The following is an 18906-nucleotide window of genomic DNA, read 5'->3' as shown; positions in this document are numbered from 1 at the left end:
TTAAGGAGTAGTTATAGCTCCTTTGCAAATCGTGCCGGAATTCCATCAAATGAACCACTTGACATGAATACAATTGTATCACCAGGACGAACTTCTTGTTTCAAACTGAGAAGTAATTTTTCATTGTCGTCAAAATATTTTGCATTTCGTCCACAAGCTTCAGCCACAGCTGGTCCATCTAGTACTTCTTCTTTATTCATGCGTAAGTCTTGCGGTACTTTACCCAACAAAATTTCATCTGCGTGATAAAAACTTTTTGCTAGCTGTTCTTGAAGAACTCTTCTTCGCATAGTTGCATTCCTTGGATCAAAACATGCAATTAATCTCCCTTTTTTACCAACACTTTTCATATAACTACGAAATGCTTCTAAAGTGGTAACAATAGCTGTTGGATGGTGAGCAAAATCATCAAAAACTGTGATATTATTTTTTTCCCTTAAAAGCTCAAATCTTCTTTTAACTCCTTTAAAGGAAGTCATAGCTTTTGCAATTTTTGCTAAATATGTTTTATTTTCTATATATTTTATTGATCTTTTTACTCCAGTTTTCTTTTCAATTTCTAAAATTTGATATGCAGTAAGTATAGCTACAGCAGCAACTGAATTTAATGCATTATGCTGGCCAAAAATACTTGACTTGAATTTAAGTAATTTTCCATTTGGTTGTTTACATTCAACTTCAATACCATTAGAAACAGTTTTATAAGACTTCAATTGCCAAAAATAGGGATTTTTTTCTTCTTTTTGTGTGCCAAAACCTATCACAAAAGCACCAGAAGCAAGGGCTACTCTTTTTGCTCTTATGTCATCAAAATTTGCAATAACAATTCCATTTCTCTCTTTTGTTAACTTAGCTAGTCGCAAGAATTCCGCTTCAATTGCCTCTACATTTGCGTAGATATCAGCATGATCAAATTCTATATTATTTATTAGACAAATTTTTGGTTCATAGTGAAGAAATTTAGGGCCTTTATCAAAAAAAGCAGAATCATATTCATCGCCTTCTAACACAAATAAATCTTTTGATTGGAATGAAAAGCCAGATGAAAAATTTGCTGGACGACCTCCAATTAAAAAAGATGGCTTCTTTCCTAATTGAGTTAATAAATGCGTTACTAAACTACTTGTTGTTGTTTTTCCATGTGTTCCACTTATAATAATATTTGTACTTTCAGCTAAAAAATATTTTCTCAAGGCTGAAGGAAAACTAAGTAATGGAATTGTTTGCTGTAATAATTCCTCTAATTCATCATTTTTTTTCAAACTGGCACTGAGTCTACTTACAACATTTGCCAAAATAACAACATCAGGATTATTCTTTTTTATATTCTCGGCTAAAAATCCAACATCTGGTTTTATGTCAAGATCAGCAATTACTTTATCCATAGGAGGATAAATTGGTGTATCACTTCCAGTAACTTTATAGTTTGCAGCTTTAAATAAGCCAGCAACTTGCGCCATTCCCGTTCCACCAATTCCAGTCATATGAATTTTAATATCTTCCTTAAGTAATTCTTTATTGCTTACAAATAAATTTACTGGAAAAGTTGTAGCTATTTTTTTCTCATCTGAAATTTTATTTGTAAAGTTAATAGTATATTTGCTTTGAGATTTTTTTACTATAATGTTACTTTTCATAAGTAATGGAAATCTAAATTCCTCATGTCCAAATAAAGGAAAATCAATTATTGGAAGATTAGTTTTTTTAGCTAATAAATTTAATAATAGTTCTCGACTTAATGGCTTATCACTTGGATCTAAACAATCAGAAAAATTCCCAATAACAATTGCTTTTGTTTTAGACAAATAGTTTGAATTAATTAAAGAATCAAATTTTCTTAAAATTCTATATAAATGTTCGTTACATTCTTCTAAGAAAATTATATTATCATCAGGAAAATTTAAATATTGAAGCGCTGTTATACTTTCAGCCAAACTAAGATTTAATGGAATGCATTTTCCTATTATTTCTGATTTAATACCTTTATTTTGATTAAAAATAATTTCTACAGGAAAAGTATACAAATCTGGTTTATTATTTAATAAGTCAAATAAAGCTTTTTGATCAAGCATTGGTCCTGAAAATAAATTTGGACTATATGCATTTTGCCCATGAATATATTTAAAATTCGGGAATCTAAGAGCCAAATAAACTCCTAAAAAAGAAATATCTGAAAATCCAACTAAAACTTTATCTGAAATAACTGGTGGAAGAAGATTTTCTAAATATGGAATGAGTTCTGTACAGCCCATACCACCCCTAGCTGCAAATAAAATATCAAACTTTCGCATTGTTAAACCATAGCCCAATAAACAAGCTCTTTCTAATATAGGTGCGGCAGTTACACCATCTAAAGAATTTTGCTGTGGTAATATTTCAGTTACCAAATAGCCTAAATTTCTAAATTTTTCTATACGTTGATTTCTTTTTTCATCTGATAATCTATTTTTCCCAGCTGGATGAATAATTGCAATATGTTTAGCATTGTTAGTCATCAAAACTCCTCTAATATATTTTTAAAATTCATTGAAATACTATATTTATTTTTTTCAGATATACTCCAAACAGTTACATTTATAGCGTCAATATTATTGTAGTTTTTATAATTCTGAATTAAATATTCTTTAATTGAAGATTTAATTTCTTTAGTATTTCTTTTTTGCTCAAACAAAGAAGGACATGGAAATTTAATGATTGAATTATTTAAATCGCGAGCTATGCAAAATGCCTTTAATTCACTTTCATCTTTTTGATTAAAAGAAGCTCGTTCATATTTTTCATGAGAGTCAACTTGGCAAATTACATTATCTCCATTTTTATAATTATCAATATCAAAAAACACTCCATGCATGTCACCATTTTTTACTTGATGTAATTCTGAATTTAAAAAGATTGAGAAATTAACATCCTTTAAGTTTTTTAACTCATTACTTGTTACTTCACAATAAAATCTATTATTTTTCTTAGTATCTTGATATAATCTCACCGAGAAAAATAAATTTGAAAAATCTTTTTCATTTTTCCTTTGATTATCAAAGAAATAATCTTTCTTTTCTATTTCATTTCCATCATTAAAAACTTTTATAGGGAAATATATACTGAGAAACGTTCTACTATCTTTATAATTATATTCAAGATTAAATAAACTTTTATTATAATTTTTATTCTCATCAATTTTAAAATCAGTTTTAATATTTTCAAAATTATTCATTAATTTTTTTGAATAGGTATGGTATAATTTATCTTTCTTATGAATAACTAAGTTGCTAGAAAGATTATTTACTTTAATTTTCATATCCTTCAATTTTGAAAATTCATTTAGCATTTCTTTTTCTGAAACTAATTTTGCTTTACTTGAAGAACTTTCAGTGCCATTTGACACAATTATAGAACAAGAATCTTCTTGTTTTGGAAGTTTAAATTTGTACTCATAGATTTCTAAACTATTTATTTTATTTTTTATTATTTCTTGCTGTATTTTTTGACCTATATTATCAAATGGTGTAAAAATCTTTTTAATTTTATTATTTCCAAGGGTAAATTCTGTAGTTAAAAAAAGATTTTGCGGATCATAAACTACAACATAACACTTTTGCATGTTATCAATTATATTAGTTATTCCTGAAAAAAGAATAACTGGTTTATAATTTGGAACAACAATTTTAAAAGTAGAATAATAGTCGGTTACTTTTTTATTTTCAAAATACCTTATTAGAAGGGGAAAATTAGGAATATTAAAAATATCAAAAATTTCTTTTTGCATGAGGTAGTCAGATATTATACTGAAATCTATTTGTTTAATATCAATTTGATAATAACCATTTTTATTTTGTTTACAGATATTATCTGTAATTTTGTCTGCATTTGAATTTAAAATAAAACATTCTAGTTTATTAAATTTATTATTTTTTTTACTTTGAAATAATAAAATTTTATTTTTAATTTCTGGATTATAAAGATAAGCTTCTTTTAACCAAGAAGGATTTTTTTCATTTAAATTAACAAGCTTTTTTCCATTTGAACCTAGAAAAGATATTTCTTTATTTTTACCATATACTATACAATTTAAAAATCCATTAAATTGATTATTTTTAACTATAGTGTAATCTCTATTATCAATCAATTCCTGCTCATTTAAAAACCATTTAACATGAAAATCAGTTTTGTCTTTTATAGTAGAAGGTAATCGGCATTCAAAAGTATCATCTTTAGAATTATATTGAATATCTATATCCCCAGAAATATTTTTTAAGTTTAATTTATCAGATTTCAAATAATAAAGAACAATTTCTTTTTCTATTAATTGATTCTCATTTTCTAATTTAAGATTAACAAAAGAATTTTCTGCTCCTTGCTTTATCTTTTCTAGACCTTCAATAGTAATTTGAATTTTATTATCTTTTCTTAAAATTTTACAGGTTAAATTATTATTAACAGAACAAATCCAATTAATTTTATTTTCATCCAAATTAGTATTTGTATAATATATCTCAGATATACTATTATCTTTTTCTTTAAAATATATTTGTTTTTTTCCAATTATTTTTAAATTCTTATTATCTATTTTTACAACATTGGAGGTTCCATTACTATCTTCGCAAGTATAGTTATTTCCATAAATTATCTTTTTACTAGAAAGTATTTTTGAATTCTCGTCTAGTATTTTTTTTCCATTTTCATACCAAACATATTTTTTTGAATTTGGATTATACAAAAATCCTCTAGTATTGCAAGATAAACTAATCAATTTATCTTGTTCTATAATTTCAATATTAGGAGCTATATTTCCTTTTTCGTTAATAAATTCTTGTTTTATCAAAACAAATTTAACATTATTTTTTAATTCAATATTCTTTTCATCTTTTATACCAACATTAAGATTAAATATTCTATATTTTTCTGAATCTAAAAGTTGATAAAGCATTTGACTATCAGAATTTTTTTTCTCAATTTGACCCGTGTCAGGATCTAGTAATGAACAAAATTTTTTTTCATACTCTGTATTAGATAAGCTTTCACAAAAATAAAAACTATCGTTAGATTTTTTTCCAAAAAAATCGCTAATTGAAAATTCGCTTATATTTGACAAATTGTAAAAAGAAATACCTGGGGATAAATTTTTCCAAGTTAAAAAATCTGAAAAAACTTCTTTTTCTTTTCGATATAAGGTTCCATCAAATAATATACTTTCACATGATATTATTGGATATTTTTTTGCTAAAGAAAAATCTATTACTTCATTAAACAACTCTAGTTCTTTTTGTTTATCAGCAGATTGCAATATCCATTTTTTTTGAAAAATGTGAACATTCTTTGCAAATGGATTCAACTTGCATTGAATATTCTTATTAATATAGTCAGGTAATATCGATATATATGCTGGATGATTTGCTTGAATATTATTAAAATATACAATATTCTGAGCATCAATTGGCATTGCGAAAATTCTTTCTTTATAAAATAAATAAAGATCTATAAAACAATTTAATACCTTGGTATGGAATTGTCTATTTTAATACTATACGCTTCTATCCCGCCTTGTAAACTTCTTGCATTTAAAATGCCATTATCTTTTAAATATAAGGTTGCATTCATCGATCTTAGCCCATGATGACACACCACAATAACACACTCAACATTTTTAGACTTTTCAACATTTTCGGAAAAGTTTTTTTCAGTCAATAAAATTGAATTTGGTAGATGAGCTATTTCATATTCCCATTCTTCACGAACATCTAAGATTAATATTTTCGCATTTCTATTTTTCAATTCTGCTAATTCTTGCACTGTGATTTCAGATTTTTGCATATCTTGCAGACCTAAATTAAGTGCTTGCAGCATTAATTCTGCATCTTTTTTATGTTTTCCTGCAACTTGGGTAATAGTTTCCTGTGGCTCATAACCACAAGTAGCACAACCTCCTACATGGAATTTACTATGGAGGAGAGATCTTGCAAATGGAAATTGCGTTTCAACTTCTTTCATAGTTGTTTCTAAAGTAAATTCTCGCATACTCATGCTCCTTTTTTCGTATTCAATAAAACCAAAATAAGCTTGGTTAGCATGTAAATATGCTGAACTGAAACACGAATTGCAAATACTAAAATTATCCTTTTATACTAGTAAGTTGTAATTCTTTATGATATTTTTAGCCCGCCCTTTTTTTTATCAAATTTGTTTGTCAAAATTTATTTTATAAATACGAAAGGAAAGAAACTATGGCTGATAATCAACAAACAAATGAAAATACTGGTGGATTTGTATACCTAAAAGACTTTTTAGATCCAAATTTTAAGATAGAAGAATATTTAAAAAATGAAGAAATAGACAGAAAAATTCGTTTGAAGGAAGAAATCTTAAATTTTCATGCACATGTTTATTATACATTAGAAAGCAAGGAAACTGCTAAATTACTTTATCAAGAAATCGCCGAAAGATTTAGAATCCAATTAGGAATGATGTACGATTTTGCAGCAGGCCCGCACACATATCCGCAATTTGAAGTTGCATTCACAACAAATGAGTTTTCTAATTTGATTCCATGGCTTATGCTTAATAGAAAGGGACTTAGCATTTTAATTCATACTAATACCGTTTATCCGCGTGATGATCATTTAAAAACTTGTTTTTGGTTAGGCAAACAACTACCTCTAAAAGGCGAAAAACTCCCAGAACATTTAAGCGTAGTTGGAATGAAAGAACCACCTCAAATCCACCCCAATACTGTTCCCACAATTTTATCACATTAGTTTAAACTATAATTGCATATAACCATCGCAATTTATGTCGCTCTTATTTGTCACAAAGTAGAAGTAGATATAATGTACTCCTAGACAGAAAAGCTCACTATGCAATTTTGGAGGGCATTGTATTTATGCATACAATTGAAAAGTGGATCGCAGAACGCTTGAATCAAACAAATTATTCCAAGTTTGAAGGAAGTGGAAGAAGGCACTTTTCCCAAAATAGTCTTCAAGATGTCTCTATCAGTTATTTTGATGTCCCCCTCTCATCAGGACCAGGTACTGCTTTTTTATCCATCCCTAAAGGGTATGAAAGCATCCAAAATTCATTAGTTATTTTAATGCACGGTTTAGGAGATGATTGTTCTTACCCTCTTTTACATTGGATAAAATTTTTAAATGCAGCTGGTCTTTCTGTATTATCGTTTGATTGGGATGGACATGGCATTGATGGTTCATCTGTTCTAGACTTCCAGCAAGCAACTAGAAGCTTACCTCTTCTCATTGAACGTCTCTACGGAACAGAATCGGGGATGGGCTTAAGTGCAAAACGTCAAGGTCCTGCATGCTTTTTAATGGGACATTCTATGGGTGCCTCTTATACCTTAATAGCAGCAACACGGAACGATGTTGCAAGAAATATTGATGGCATTATTGCAGTTTCCCCTGCTTTAAGTATCAATACTTACTCAAGTGCTGCAGGTGAATTGTGGAATTACTTATATCCAAGCGCTTGGCTGAAAGACTTTGTAAATAAATTTTCATATTACGGTCTCGACGGTTTATTTCCTGCAGTAGGATCATTTAAGCGAAAATCTTTTCCAATCCGTGTAAAAACTGCGATTAGCTATGCAGAGCAGGCTCGTTATTTTGTTTCTGAAACTTTTGAAAAGAGACGAATTTTAAGAGATATCAGAACTCCTGTATTATGGCTGCATGGGATGAAGGATAAAATAGCTCCTTATCCTAACGTTGCATCTCTCATGATGGAAATTCCTTCTGGTTTTTTTGTTCATAATGATGAAAAAAGAGGCCATTTAAGAATGGCTTTTTCAGATCAAATACCAAAATATTGTGCTTCATTTATTAAACAATGCAGCGATTTAAAGATTAATAAATAAACTCTAGGTGGTAAGCGTGAATACAAAAATGAAATGGTTGATAGGTATATTAAGTTTTTTTGTAACTATACTAATAATTTTGATTGCTCTTCCTTTTTTAATTGATTTTAACAAATTTAAGCCACAAATTCAAAATGCTGTTGCAGAAAAAATGAACGCTAAAATTAATTTTTCTTCTGCTAAATTAACTATTTTTAGTGGCCTTGGCATAGTAATTAAGGATGTAACTATAGAAAATACAGATGAAGTTTTTATGGGGACAGAATTATTTAAAGTTAGAGAAATAAAGTTTAAAACTGAATTAATGCAACTTTTTAAAGGCAAATTTGTTGGCACAATTGACATACAAAATCCTGAAGTTAATATTTTAAGAGGTTCAGGAAAAACAAATTTAACTACCCTTGCAAAAAAAGATAGCTTTAAAAAAACTGCTGAAGAGCACTCACCACAAGAAGAAAATTTACCCTCAAACATTGGAAGCAATAAAAACTCTAGTTCTTTTACAGATAAAGTATTAATTAAATCTTTTGAAATTAGAAATGCAACATTTAATTTATTTAATGTAAATGGGCCAAAAGAAAGATTAGTAGCTAAAGTAGAGAATACTAATTTAATAATTTCAAATATTGGATCAGGAAAAGATACCAAAGTGGACTTTTCTACTGAAGTTGATTATTCAGAAAACGATATCTCAGCAAAAGGTTTAATAGTTTTATCTTTAAATGTAAATACAGAGTTAAATGGAACAGAATGGAAAAATTCATTATTCAATGGAAAATTAAGTTTTGATAAACTTGATGTAAATTTTAGAAATGCTTTTGTAAAGAAAAAATCTGTTCCTTTTAATTTATCTTTTGCTGGAATAGCTAATCCAAGATTACTAACTATTGATGATTTCAAACTAAGTTTACAATCAATTGATACAAAAGCGAAAGTGGCATTAAGTTTACTTGATAAATCTAATGCAAGTATTAATTTCGCAGTAAACTCAAATAATTTAGCCGAATTAGGAGAAATTCTCCCGCAGCATAAAGAAATGCTCATAAATGCTACCTTGAATTTAAAGGGAAAAATAGAAGGTTATTTAACTGCCCCCGAAACTCTCGATACAAGTATAAATTTGCAATCAAAATTAGGTGATTCAGATATTAATCTCCAGTTTGATACTAAATCATTTAAACCACTTATTGGATCATTAAAGGTACAAAGTAAAAACTTATATTTATCAAAAATAATTAGCCCATTTATGGCAAAAAATAAGAATAAAGAAGAAGAGAAGAAACAAGATAAAGAAGAGCACGAGTCGTCAAACTCATCATCTACAAATGAAAGCAAGAAATCTGAATCAAGTAGAGACGAATTTAGTCTTTCCGATAAACAGAAGAAACTTCTTTCAGGATCCGATTTTAGTACTGACATTACAATAGGAAAACTTGTATATGAGAATTTTAACTTTTCAAATTTTGTTTTAAATTCAAAAATAAAAAATTATACTGCTACATTAAATAAATTTTCCATGAATCTATTTTCAGGGAATGTATCGAGTAATATGAATATTGATTTAGCAGTATATCCTATCATGTATAATGGAAATCTTAATTTAAATAATGTAAAAGTTGAAGAAATTTATAAATCTATAAAAACTGAAGCAAAATCTAGTCCTATAGAAGGCTCTGCTGATATTAAAATGAGTTTTAACGCGAAAGGATATTCAAGAGCTTTTCTTTCTAAATACTTAAATGCAAAAGGTTACTTTCTTTTTAATGATGGTACATTAAATACAAAAAGTTTATTATCTCTTGCAGGAGAACAATTTAATCAATTTATTAAATCAGGTCCTTTTTCGAGTCTGAAAATTGATAATAATTCGTTGAAAAATTTAAGTCTTTCAGATGATAAAGATTCGAAAAAAAGTTTAAAAAACCAAAAAGGTGAATTTGAAATTAGAAATGGAAAATTACTGATAAGAAATTCAATAAATACTGAACAAGGTTTACTAAAACTAGATGCCGATGTTGGTATTGATGAATCTTTAACCGGCTCAGCTTTATATATCGCAAGCAAATCTGTTAAAGATCAATTAATTCAACAGAGTAATTATGCGAAATATTTATTAAACGAGAAAGGGGAATTCGAACTTACTCTTTATTTAGCTGGTACAGTTTCTAAACCTGAAGTAACAATTTATACAGAAGCTCTGCAAAAGAGATTTATTAAAAATGCTACAAAAGAAGTTACAAATAAATTGAAAGAAGAAATTAAGAAAAATCCAGAAGTGCAAAAAATTCAAGACGATGCTAAAAAACTACTTGAAAAAAATGGTATAGATCCTAGCAAGTTTGGATTTTAAAGATACAAATTAAAACTCAATGCTAGTTACTTATTCTCTCAAGAGATAGTAATTTGCATTTATCCCATTTTTGCTTCCTTTAAATCCTTTATATGTTTTGCTAAGCGCACAAAAAATATAATTTCTAGTATTGGAATATATGCAAAGTATAGAATATTTGCAAAATCTCCCATATGTTCGTTGGGAATTAAAAAAGAGAATCCCCAAAGAATTGGCATACTTGCCAACATTGTAAGTAAAGTTAAAATGATAAAACGAAACGCGATGACAACATAAATAGGAATAAATTTTGCAACAAAAAAATTTCCTTCCTTACCTCCATGCATGCGATAAGCAAAATAGATTCCTATTAACTGAATTAAAATACTTAGGATTGATTGAATTTTATCGAAAATTGTTGGAGTAGTAGGAAAAAATACATAGACTTCAGAAAACACTGAAAAAAAAGCTATAAAAAGAAACAAATATGCAAATTGTAATTGTTCAGTTAAACCTTTCTCAAGTATTTCTTTTTTCAAACCTTTAATACTTAATAAAAACATATTACCCCCTAATTTATAAAATTCATTCTATTTATAATTGAATTTTTAAAAACTAAAAATAAAATGATTAACTAATAAAAAAGATAATTACTTTACCTGCTTCACTTATAAGTAGAAGAAAATACTATAATTGTAACAAGAACGAATAAAAAATAGTCAATTTCACTAACTCTAGTTTTTGAAATTTTCGTTTTACAAATTTTTCTTTAATTTTTAAAAATACTTATAAAATTTACACTACATTATAAATTTTTTTTATTGACTTAACAATATTTCATAAATTAATAAAAAATTTAATTTTAAGGAAGGCTAAATTTCTTAAAATAATATATTTTAAACAAATAATTCAGGAACATAAAATGAAATTAAAACAGTTTTCTACATTTCCCATTATTCTCTCTGCAATTCTCTTATCTAGTTGTAAAGACTCTAAAAAATCTACTGACTCAACGCAAAATGAAAAAAGTAATTTGGTAAGTTTAAATTTGACTATGGTAAGCAAAGGAATAGTAGTAGAGAATCAAACATTTAACCTTAAGCTATTTGCTAATTGTACAGGCAAAGAAAGTCTTGAACAAACTATTTCTAGCGACAAAAGTAGAATATTATTACATAATGGAGTTAATTGTGATATTATAGTCGAGCAATTTTCTTTAGCAGATAATAATGTATTTACTCCACAATCTAATCCATTAACATTTACTGCAATCTGGGATGAAACAAATAGTTTTCATAAGATAGATAATATTTCTTCTGCTAATTACAATTCAAATAACATTCAGATAACTAGAAGACTTAGTAACAGTAAAAAAACAGAGTCAACAGAAAATATTACACTCAATATTTTAGAAATAGATAAAAATACAATCATTAATTCAAGTGATTTTACAAATGTAGTAGGTGAATTTGTATCTAATAATTTAAGCATTTTTAGTCTTCCAGCTCCAAATATTAGTTCAGATGAATTACCAAAAATTTCATTCATGAAAGTGGATAATAATCAAGAATTCACCTTAAAAGTTAAAGATAAAAATGTAATTGGCTCCAATTGCGCTCTTGCTGAAAAGGGGGTTAATTCTACAGCTCTTACTTGGGAATTAGTAAATAGTTTATATAGCGCAGATAATATTGCAAATTGCGAAAATTTCAAAGTTAATATTTATGGTAATTGGACTGAGAATTCAAAAAAAGATTGGTATATCATTTACGCAAATATTGGCCAAAATAATTTTGGAAACTCATATAAAGTGGTAGAAATAAAAAGATATGTACAACAATAATGCTAAAAAGTAATTATTATTCCTAATTAAATACAACAAAATTCTCTAATAATTACACACCAAATGGCAATATGATGCGTTCTAAAAGTTTTTTAATAAAATTTATGTTACTTCAACTTACAATTTTTTATTTTGCTTCGTGTGGGAAGAACAAAAATGAAAATTTAATGGATAAAGAAGTATCTATTGAGTATTCTGTCCAAACTAAAGATAGAGAAAAACATAATTTAGAAGCAACTTTTATTTTTACTTGTCAGAAAAAAGTTAATAAAAAAATCTTTGTAGATGTAAGTCCAATAAGTAATCGCATTATATTGCCAAAAATAGCAACAAATGAACAATGTAATATTAAAATTAAAAATTTCACCTATAATAACAATAAATATATTCAAATTAGCAATAATACTATAAATTATTCTTCATTAAATAATCAACATCTTTTCACAGGAGAATTAAAATTAAAAAGCAATAATAAAAATTATTCTTTTTCCATTTTACATACAGATAAAATAAATTTTTTGTTAAAAGGATTGGAGATTTCAGAAATTTCTAATTTAGAAGGATATACTCTTAAAAAAATAAACGATTTAGAAGCAATTTTATATTTTTATTTTGCTAAAAAAAGTAGCTTGAAAGTTACAAAAGACAACCAAAATTTTTTTCTATCTGACCAAAAAAATATTCCCTTATCAGTTTCAGCAAAAGAAACATCTCCATATTGTAGTCCAAAAACAGCTCAAAATAATTGCTATATATATATCAAACATAATAATGAAAAAATAAATGATTCTTTACTCCTTAATCTCGAAGTAAAACATAGAAATAAAATAGAAAAAAACCAAGTAATGGTTTACAAAGAGGTAGAAGAATATTTTATAGTTGATGATGAAACTAGATTTTGTAATGGGTTACTAAAGAAAAATAATGATCAAATTAATTGTCTATATATAAATAATAACAAAAATACAAATAGTTTCTCAAATAGTTCAATTACAAAAATTGCAATAGATAGTAATAACCATCTATTTTTACAGGTTGATGATGAATATTATAAACTTTTTGAAGACACTAATGAGTTTAAAACATTTGCAGAATTTTCTAAAACAGATTTATCCTGGCATGCGTTTAAAAAAAATACTGAGAAAATTTTTAACCAAATATTCACAACAAATAAACATATTGTATTGAATAAATGGTCAATGACAAATTTGATAAAACCCAAAAAATACTCTTTAAACATCCTAACTCACAATATCAAAGATATTTTAGGAAAAGATCAAAGAATCATTTTAACTTCTGAAAATGCAAAAAATATTATCATTCAAAACGCTTTTTTAATTGATAATCCTGAAAATAATTATTTTTCTGCTAAAATTTCTTCAAACGATGAAAGCCCTATTTATCTTCAAACATTTGTGCAATGTGCTCGTTATACTATACCTAGTAATAGTAATTTTGCTTGTAATTTTTTTACAGATCAACTACAAAATAGATACTTTAAACTTAATTTTATTTTTAATTTTTCAGATAATACAAAAATTTTAAGAGAATTAAGACTTAATCAAAAAGAATTAAATAAATCTTTGAAAATAAATATATATACCTACTTCGAGAAACAATTGATAATTGTAGGAAAATTATCTTTTCCTATAAAAATTATGTACAAAAATGAAGAATATACTGTTCAAGAGATAGAAGAGAATGATATCTTTTTTAAAAAATGCCTTCCACAAGCTGTTAAATTAACCCATAATTTAATAGATAACAACTATTTTAATTTCATAGAACAACCTACTTGCGTAGAAGTCCACTAATCATATAAAATAATTTTAGTAACTTTTTCTATGTTCAGATTTTAAATTAAAAAATAGAACTAAGAAGCATTTTTTATTTGTGAGACATTTTTATGCCTAAAACTTCTCTTTCAATCAATATTATAAGATGTTTCAACACTATATTTTTTTATCTAGCAATTTGTAACTTTAATTTTCATGTATATGCTCAAAAAGTTGTTTTCCGAGATGAGTTAACTCGATTTTCTGGTGGAAAACCCATTACTTTTGATCCCACTAATACAAATGATAAACCTACAGCCCAAATTCTCCAAGATATGTTTGAAGGCCTTACCCGCATAGATAGAAATGGCAAGGTTATAATGGCAATAGCTGAATCCTATCGGGTAGAAAACAATAATAAGACCTATATTTTTAAAATTAGACCGAATGCAAAATGGTCTGATGGTACACAAGTTACCGCAGAACATTGTGCACTCCCTATTAAAAGACTTATGAATCCAAATATCTCAACTGTTGTTGGTTTTAGTGCTTATCCAATTTTAAATAGTAAAAAGGTATTTGAAGGTAAACTTCCGCAAAAAATGTTAGGTATCCAAATATTAAATCCGCAAACTTTAGTAATAAAACTTGAACATCCTTTTCCACATTTTTTGGAATTACTAAGTAGCATCAATTACGTTTGTTTACATCCAAGAAGTTATGATAAAAATGGAAAATTTATTGAACACTTTCCAACTATGTCAAATTCAGCTTATCAAATTCAAACTTTTGAAGAAGATAAATATATTATTTTAGAAAAAAATCCCTATTTTTACAATGCAGATAAAGTTCAAATAAGTAAAGTCACTTATTTTTTTACAGAAGATATTCTATCTCAAATTAATATGTACTTAACAGGCCAAGCAAATATAACAAGTGCTAATATTTCATCTGAAGATCTCCCTTATTTAGAAAATAAACTAGTAGATAATCAAGTTCAATTTAATCCTTCAAATGATTCAGTTTTATTAATGATAAATACATCAATAGAACCTTTTAAAAATAATCCCAAACTACGAAAGGCAATATCATTAGTTATAGATAGAAGGGATTTAGCAAAAAGAGTTTTGTCCAAACCTGAATATAAAATATTTGATATAGTCCCTTATAACATAGAAGATTATAAAGTTTATATCCCAGATTGGGCATTATGGACTTACGAAAAAAGAATTATTGAAGCAAAAAAATTAATGAAACAAGCTGGTTTTGAAAAAAAACATCTTAAAATTAAAATAAAATATAATTATTATCCAGATAATAATAAAATTGCTTTAGGTATAGCTGAAATGCTAGAAAAACATTTAAACATTACAGTAACATTAGAAAGACAAGAATTTAAAAATAATATTCAAGATGTTAGAAAAGGAAATTATCAAATTTCTATTAACAAATTTTATCCTAATTACATAGATGCGATAGAATATCTAAGTATTTTAAAATCAAATCATAAAGAAAATCTTACATTTATGCATGATAAAAAATTTGATGCACTTCTTGATAAAGCTAGCAAAGAAAACGATTATAATGTAAGAAATAAACTTTTACAGGCAGCTGGAAAAAGAGGATTAGAAAATTATACTGTTATTCCTTTATTAAATTATGTCTCAAAGTATTTAATAAATTATGATTTGACAGGATATACAAATGAAGACAGTTACATAAAGTTATATTCACAAGATCTGTATTTTAAAAAAATGGTTATTCCACAGTAACTTATCTATCCATTTTATTATCTTTAGTCTCTTTAAGATACAAACCACCTATAATTAAGGTCATAAATGCTACTGCCATGGGATAATATAACCCAGCATAAATATTTCCTGTATAAATTACCATAGATGCAGCAATTAAAGGGAGAAAGCCTCCAAACCAACCATTTCCAATGTGATATGGGAAAGACATAGATGTATAGCGAATATTTGTAGGAAATAATTCAACCAGAAATGCAGCAATTGGACCATAAACCATGGTAACAAAGATTACTAAAATTGTTAGTAAGAAAATAACAGCAACATAATTTATGTCATTTGGATTTGCTGTCGCTGGATATTTTGCTGCAATTAAAGCATCTTCAACTAATTTTCCATCAAAAGATTTAATTTCCATTGAACCAATTTTAACATTTAAACTTTCATTTGGAATATTTGTATTTGCTTGCAATTCAAAATTGTAACCTTTTTTCGATAAAAATTCTTTTAATTGTTCACATTCAAGTTTGCAATTATTAGCTTCAATAATAATAGGATTTTTTTCCATCGCCTCACTTAAAGCTGGATTACCATAAAAGGTAATAGCTTTAAAAATTGGTATATACGCAATAGCTGCTAATAAACAGCCAGTTAAAATAACCTTTTTTCTACCAATTTTATCAGATAGTTTTCCAAAAATTATAAAAAAAGGTGTTGCTAAAATAAGAGAAACTGCAATCATTAAATATGAATTTTTGAAATCTATTTTCAAAGTATTTTGTAGGAAAAAAAGAGCATAAAATTGACCTGTATACCAAACGACACCTTGTCCTGCGGTCGCTCCAAATAAGGATAATAGAACTAATTTTAGGTTTGGTATTTTTGTAAAACTATCTCTTAAGGGAGAACGCGAACGAGTACCAGACTCTTTCATTTTTAGAAAAAGAGGAGATTCATGTAGCTTTAAGCGGATATATACAGATACAATAAGCAAGACTATTGAAATCAAAAAAGGAATTCGCCATCCCCATACTTTAAAATCATTTTCACTTAAAGACAATCTACAGGATAAAATAACAATAAGTGATAAAAGAAACCCAAGTGTAGCTGTTGTTTGAATAAAACTTGTGTGCAGACCACGTTTTTGATGCGGAGCATGTTCTGCCACATATGTAGCTGCTCCGCCGTATTCACCACCCAAGGCAAGTCCTTGGGTTAAACGTAACAATGTAAGTAAAATAGGAGCAAATATTCCTAGCTGCTCATATGTGGGAAGCAATCCAACGAGGGCAGTAGAAAGACCCATCACTATGATGGTGATTAAAAATGTGTATTTTCTTCCAAATAAATCACCAATTCGACCAAATATAATGGCACCAAAAGGCCTAACAGCAAAGCCAGCTCCAAATGTTGCTAGACTTGCAAGAAAACTTGCTGTTTCATTTCCTTTTGGAAAAAACAAAGAACCAAAAAAGACAGCTAGAGTACCATAAAGGTAAAAATCATACCATTCAAAGACAGTTCCAAGAGAAGAAGCAATCACAATTCTTTTCATACTTTTATCGTTTGACATAACGTACCTCAAATTGAAAATGCGTCTTTTTTTCGTCATTTTTTCATTAAATTTAAATGTCAAAAATTTGGATTTGTACTTTAGAAAATTAATTAAAATACTTTTTCAATATTTTTTCATATTTTCCTGAACTTTTCCATTTATCTAAAAATTTATTAAAATTATTAATTAATTCTTGATTATTTTTTCTTGAAACAATTCCATATAATTCATGATCTTCTTGGGTTAATTTATAATTTAATTGATTAGGATTTTTTTTCTCAACAAACGATGCAAAACTTAAATCTACAATAACATAATCAACAGAACCCATTATAACCGCATTTATAACTTCACTGTAATCTGTAAATTTTGTGATATTTGTATTTCCTAAGTACTTCACTGCAAAGTAATCATTTGTAGTTCCAAGTTTGACTCCAACTTTATATTTATTCGAGTTCAGCATTTCAAATTTTTCAACTTTATCAATCTCTAAATTTTCTTTTTTATACATGTACACAATGCCGCTTGAATAATAGGGCAAGCTGAATAAAAATTCTTTTTTCCTTTCATCGGTTATTGTTATACCTGCAGCAATAAGATCACATTTATAGTCATTTAAAGCCTGAAATATATCATCAATATTAAAATTATATACTTTATATTTAAAGTGACTTGTTTTGCTAAATTCTTTAATCATTTCTATATCAAAACCAATCCATTTACCATTTGCATAAGATGAAAAAGGAACAAACCCACCAGTTGTGCATACTTTCAAAGGAATACTTTGTTTTTCGCAATAAGCTTTCAAAGGAAAGTTAATTATAGTAAATAAAAAAGCTAATTGAAGATAAAAAAATTTTAAACTCACAAAATGCTTTCCCAAACCAAATTTTGTCACTGAATTTCCTTTAATCAATTTAATTTATCTAAATTACCAGTATCTTATCCTTAGATGAGATTATGAATCAAGATCTTTCCTTTTTCTAAATATTTGACATCTGATTAAGTGCTCTTTAATTTATCTTTGAACAGGATTGTTTAATTTTGAAATATTGCATGCCAATTGCTTTATCATTTTTATTAATCAGGATTTTATAAATGAAACATAATATTCAGCAAGAAGATCGTATTATTGTCGACACTATCCGAGGGCAAAAGATATCCCAACAGAACGAATTAGTTGAAAAACTTAAGAAATTGGGGATAGATATTCCTCAATCTAGCTTATCAAGAAGACTTAAAAAATTAGGAATTGCAAAAATAAATAACTACTATACGGTATTGGATCAATTTACCAAAACTCAAAGTCCTATTATTTATATAAAAGTTTCTCAACCCAATATTCTTGTTTTGCATACCTTACCAGGTCATGCAAATTCACTTGCAATCGTAATTGATGAAAGATTAAGCTTTGAGGGAAAAACTGAATTAGATAATGGTTATAAGTATTTATGTGGAACAATAGCAGGGGATGATACTATATTAGTTTTAGCAGATGGTTCAAAAGATTCATTACAAAAATTAAAAGCTCAGATAGAAGAAGATTTTGTTTTTCCTAGAGCACAAGAATAAGTTTAAATTAAGCAAACGTATTTCTTAAATTTATACCAATATATTTATTAAATTTTGCATATATAAAAAAAATACTTCTTAAGTTCTTTAAAAAAGAAGAAAAAATTAAATTAAATTTTATCTAATTGATACCCAAAACATTTGCTGGTACAAAATATTTAGTTTTATGATTCTTATATATTTCATAAAATATACTATACGTTTTTTGATAAGAAGGGGT

Annotated in this window: 13 protein-coding genes; 7 read left to right on the top strand and 6 right to left on the bottom strand. The window is 27.1% G+C overall.

Translation table 11 applies throughout. The features are described from left to right. Positions 1-11: 11 nt before the first annotated feature. Genes GOY08_RS01855 through GOY08_RS01845 form a run of 3 tightly spaced genes read right to left on the bottom strand, consistent with a single transcriptional unit; the run spans position 12 to position 6012 of the window. Entirely contained in the window at positions 12-2495 is a 2484-nt protein-coding gene (locus GOY08_RS01855) for a Mur ligase family protein (protein ID WP_158996858.1), read from the bottom strand. After that, positions 2495-5437 (bottom strand): hypothetical protein, encoded by a 2943-nt coding sequence (locus tag GOY08_RS01850; RefSeq protein WP_158996857.1) that lies wholly within the window; start codon positions 5435-5437, stop codon positions 2495-2497. The genes GOY08_RS01855 and GOY08_RS01850 overlap by 1 nt, the downstream gene beginning before the upstream one ends. A 47-nt stretch (positions 5438-5484) precedes the next feature. Beyond that, positions 5485-6012 carry a rhodanese-like domain-containing protein gene (locus GOY08_RS01845; RefSeq protein ID WP_158996856.1) on the bottom strand — a complete coding sequence of 176 codons (528 nt, stop codon included), beginning with the start codon at positions 6010-6012 and terminating at the stop codon, positions 5485-5487. A 206-nt stretch (positions 6013-6218) separates the two neighbouring features. On the opposite strand from GOY08_RS01845, the gene GOY08_RS01840 reads away from it, so the two are divergent. The 3 genes from GOY08_RS01840 to GOY08_RS01830 all read left to right on the top strand — a co-directional run bounded on the left by GOY08_RS01840 (position 6219) and on the right by GOY08_RS01830 (position 10214). Then, positions 6219-6749 (top strand): DOPA 4,5-dioxygenase family protein, encoded by a 531-nt coding sequence (locus tag GOY08_RS01840; protein WP_158996855.1) that lies wholly within the window; start codon positions 6219-6221, stop codon positions 6747-6749. Positions 6750-6874: 125 nt separating this feature from the next. Next, positions 6875-7864, top strand: coding sequence for an alpha/beta hydrolase (locus tag GOY08_RS01835; RefSeq protein ID WP_158996854.1), 990 nt, complete (start codon positions 6875-6877; stop codon positions 7862-7864). A 16-nt stretch (positions 7865-7880) separates the two neighbouring features. Then, entirely contained in the window at positions 7881-10214 is a 2334-nt protein-coding gene (locus tag GOY08_RS01830) for an AsmA family protein (protein ID WP_158996853.1), read from the top strand. A gap of 59 nt (positions 10215-10273) precedes the next feature. On the opposite strand, the gene GOY08_RS01825 is transcribed toward GOY08_RS01830, so the two are convergent. Next, positions 10274-10756, bottom strand: coding sequence for a hypothetical protein (locus GOY08_RS01825; RefSeq protein WP_158996852.1), 483 nt, complete (start codon positions 10754-10756; stop codon positions 10274-10276). 359 nt (positions 10757-11115) lie between these two features. Between GOY08_RS01825 and GOY08_RS01820 the strand changes: the two genes are divergently transcribed. The 3 genes from GOY08_RS01820 (at position 11116) to GOY08_RS01810 (ending at position 15583) form a co-directional block, all read left to right on the top strand. Beyond that, positions 11116-12036, top strand: coding sequence for a hypothetical protein (locus tag GOY08_RS01820; RefSeq protein WP_158996851.1), 921 nt, complete (start codon positions 11116-11118; stop codon positions 12034-12036). Positions 12037-12107: 71 nt separating this feature from the next. Then, complete coding sequence (locus tag GOY08_RS01815; RefSeq protein WP_158996850.1) at positions 12108-13850, top strand: hypothetical protein; 1743 nt, start codon at positions 12108-12110, stop codon at positions 13848-13850. A 92-nt stretch (positions 13851-13942) separates the two neighbouring features. Next, on the top strand, positions 13943-15583 hold the full coding sequence (locus GOY08_RS01810) for a peptide ABC transporter substrate-binding protein (protein ID WP_158996849.1): 1641 nt from the start codon (positions 13943-13945) through the stop codon (positions 15581-15583). A 1-nt stretch (position 15584) separates the two neighbouring features. Here the strand turns inward: GOY08_RS01810 and GOY08_RS01805 are convergent, their stop codons facing one another. Continuing rightward, positions 15585-17132 (bottom strand): MFS transporter, encoded by a 1548-nt coding sequence (locus GOY08_RS01805; protein WP_158996848.1) that lies wholly within the window; start codon positions 17130-17132, stop codon positions 15585-15587. Positions 17133-17220: 88 nt separating this feature from the next. Continuing rightward, positions 17221-17982 carry a substrate-binding periplasmic protein gene (locus GOY08_RS01800; protein WP_158996847.1) on the bottom strand — a complete coding sequence of 254 codons (762 nt, stop codon included), beginning with the start codon at positions 17980-17982 and terminating at the stop codon, positions 17221-17223. 230 nt (positions 17983-18212) lie between these two features. Between GOY08_RS01800 and GOY08_RS01795 the strand changes: the two genes are divergently transcribed. Beyond that, positions 18213-18686, top strand: coding sequence for an arginine repressor (locus tag GOY08_RS01795; RefSeq protein ID WP_158996846.1), 474 nt, complete (start codon positions 18213-18215; stop codon positions 18684-18686). Positions 18687-18906: the final 220 nt, after the last annotated feature.

It is taken from the genome of Pigmentibacter ruber (assembly GCF_009792895.1).
In the GTDB taxonomy this organism is placed as follows: Bacteria; Bdellovibrionota_B; Oligoflexia; order Silvanigrellales; family Silvanigrellaceae; genus Silvanigrella; species Silvanigrella rubra.
Note: the sequence above shows the minus strand (reverse complement) of the source record. Positions and strands in the feature narration are given on the sequence as shown.

What these genes read in the sequence shown, in the direction of transcription:
- GOY08_RS01845 (WP_158996856.1), bottom strand. Translation starts at nt 6,012, where the DNA reads ATGCGAGAATTTACTTTAGAAACAACTATGAAAGAAGTTGAAACGCAA.
- GOY08_RS01825 (WP_158996852.1), bottom strand. Translation starts at nt 10,756, where the DNA reads ATGTTTTTATTAAGTATTAAAGGTTTGAAAAAAGAAATACTTGAGAAA.
- GOY08_RS01850 (WP_158996857.1), bottom strand. Translation starts at nt 5,437, where the DNA reads ATGCCAATTGATGCTCAGAATATTGTATATTTTAATAATATTCAAGCA.
- GOY08_RS01815 (WP_158996850.1), top strand. Translation starts at nt 12,108, where the DNA reads ATGATGCGTTCTAAAAGTTTTTTAATAAAATTTATGTTACTTCAACTT.
- GOY08_RS01805 (WP_158996848.1), bottom strand. Translation starts at nt 17,132, where the DNA reads ATGTCAAACGATAAAAGTATGAAAAGAATTGTGATTGCTTCTTCTCTT.
- GOY08_RS01820 (WP_158996851.1), top strand. Translation starts at nt 11,116, where the DNA reads ATGAAATTAAAACAGTTTTCTACATTTCCCATTATTCTCTCTGCAATT.
- GOY08_RS01840 (WP_158996855.1), top strand. Translation starts at nt 6,219, where the DNA reads ATGGCTGATAATCAACAAACAAATGAAAATACTGGTGGATTTGTATAC.
- GOY08_RS01795 (WP_158996846.1), top strand. Translation starts at nt 18,213, where the DNA reads ATGAAACATAATATTCAGCAAGAAGATCGTATTATTGTCGACACTATC.
- GOY08_RS01810 (WP_158996849.1), top strand. Translation starts at nt 13,943, where the DNA reads ATGCCTAAAACTTCTCTTTCAATCAATATTATAAGATGTTTCAACACT.
- GOY08_RS01855 (WP_158996858.1), bottom strand. Translation starts at nt 2,495, where the DNA reads ATGACTAACAATGCTAAACATATTGCAATTATTCATCCAGCTGGGAAA.
- GOY08_RS01835 (WP_158996854.1), top strand. Translation starts at nt 6,875, where the DNA reads ATGCATACAATTGAAAAGTGGATCGCAGAACGCTTGAATCAAACAAAT.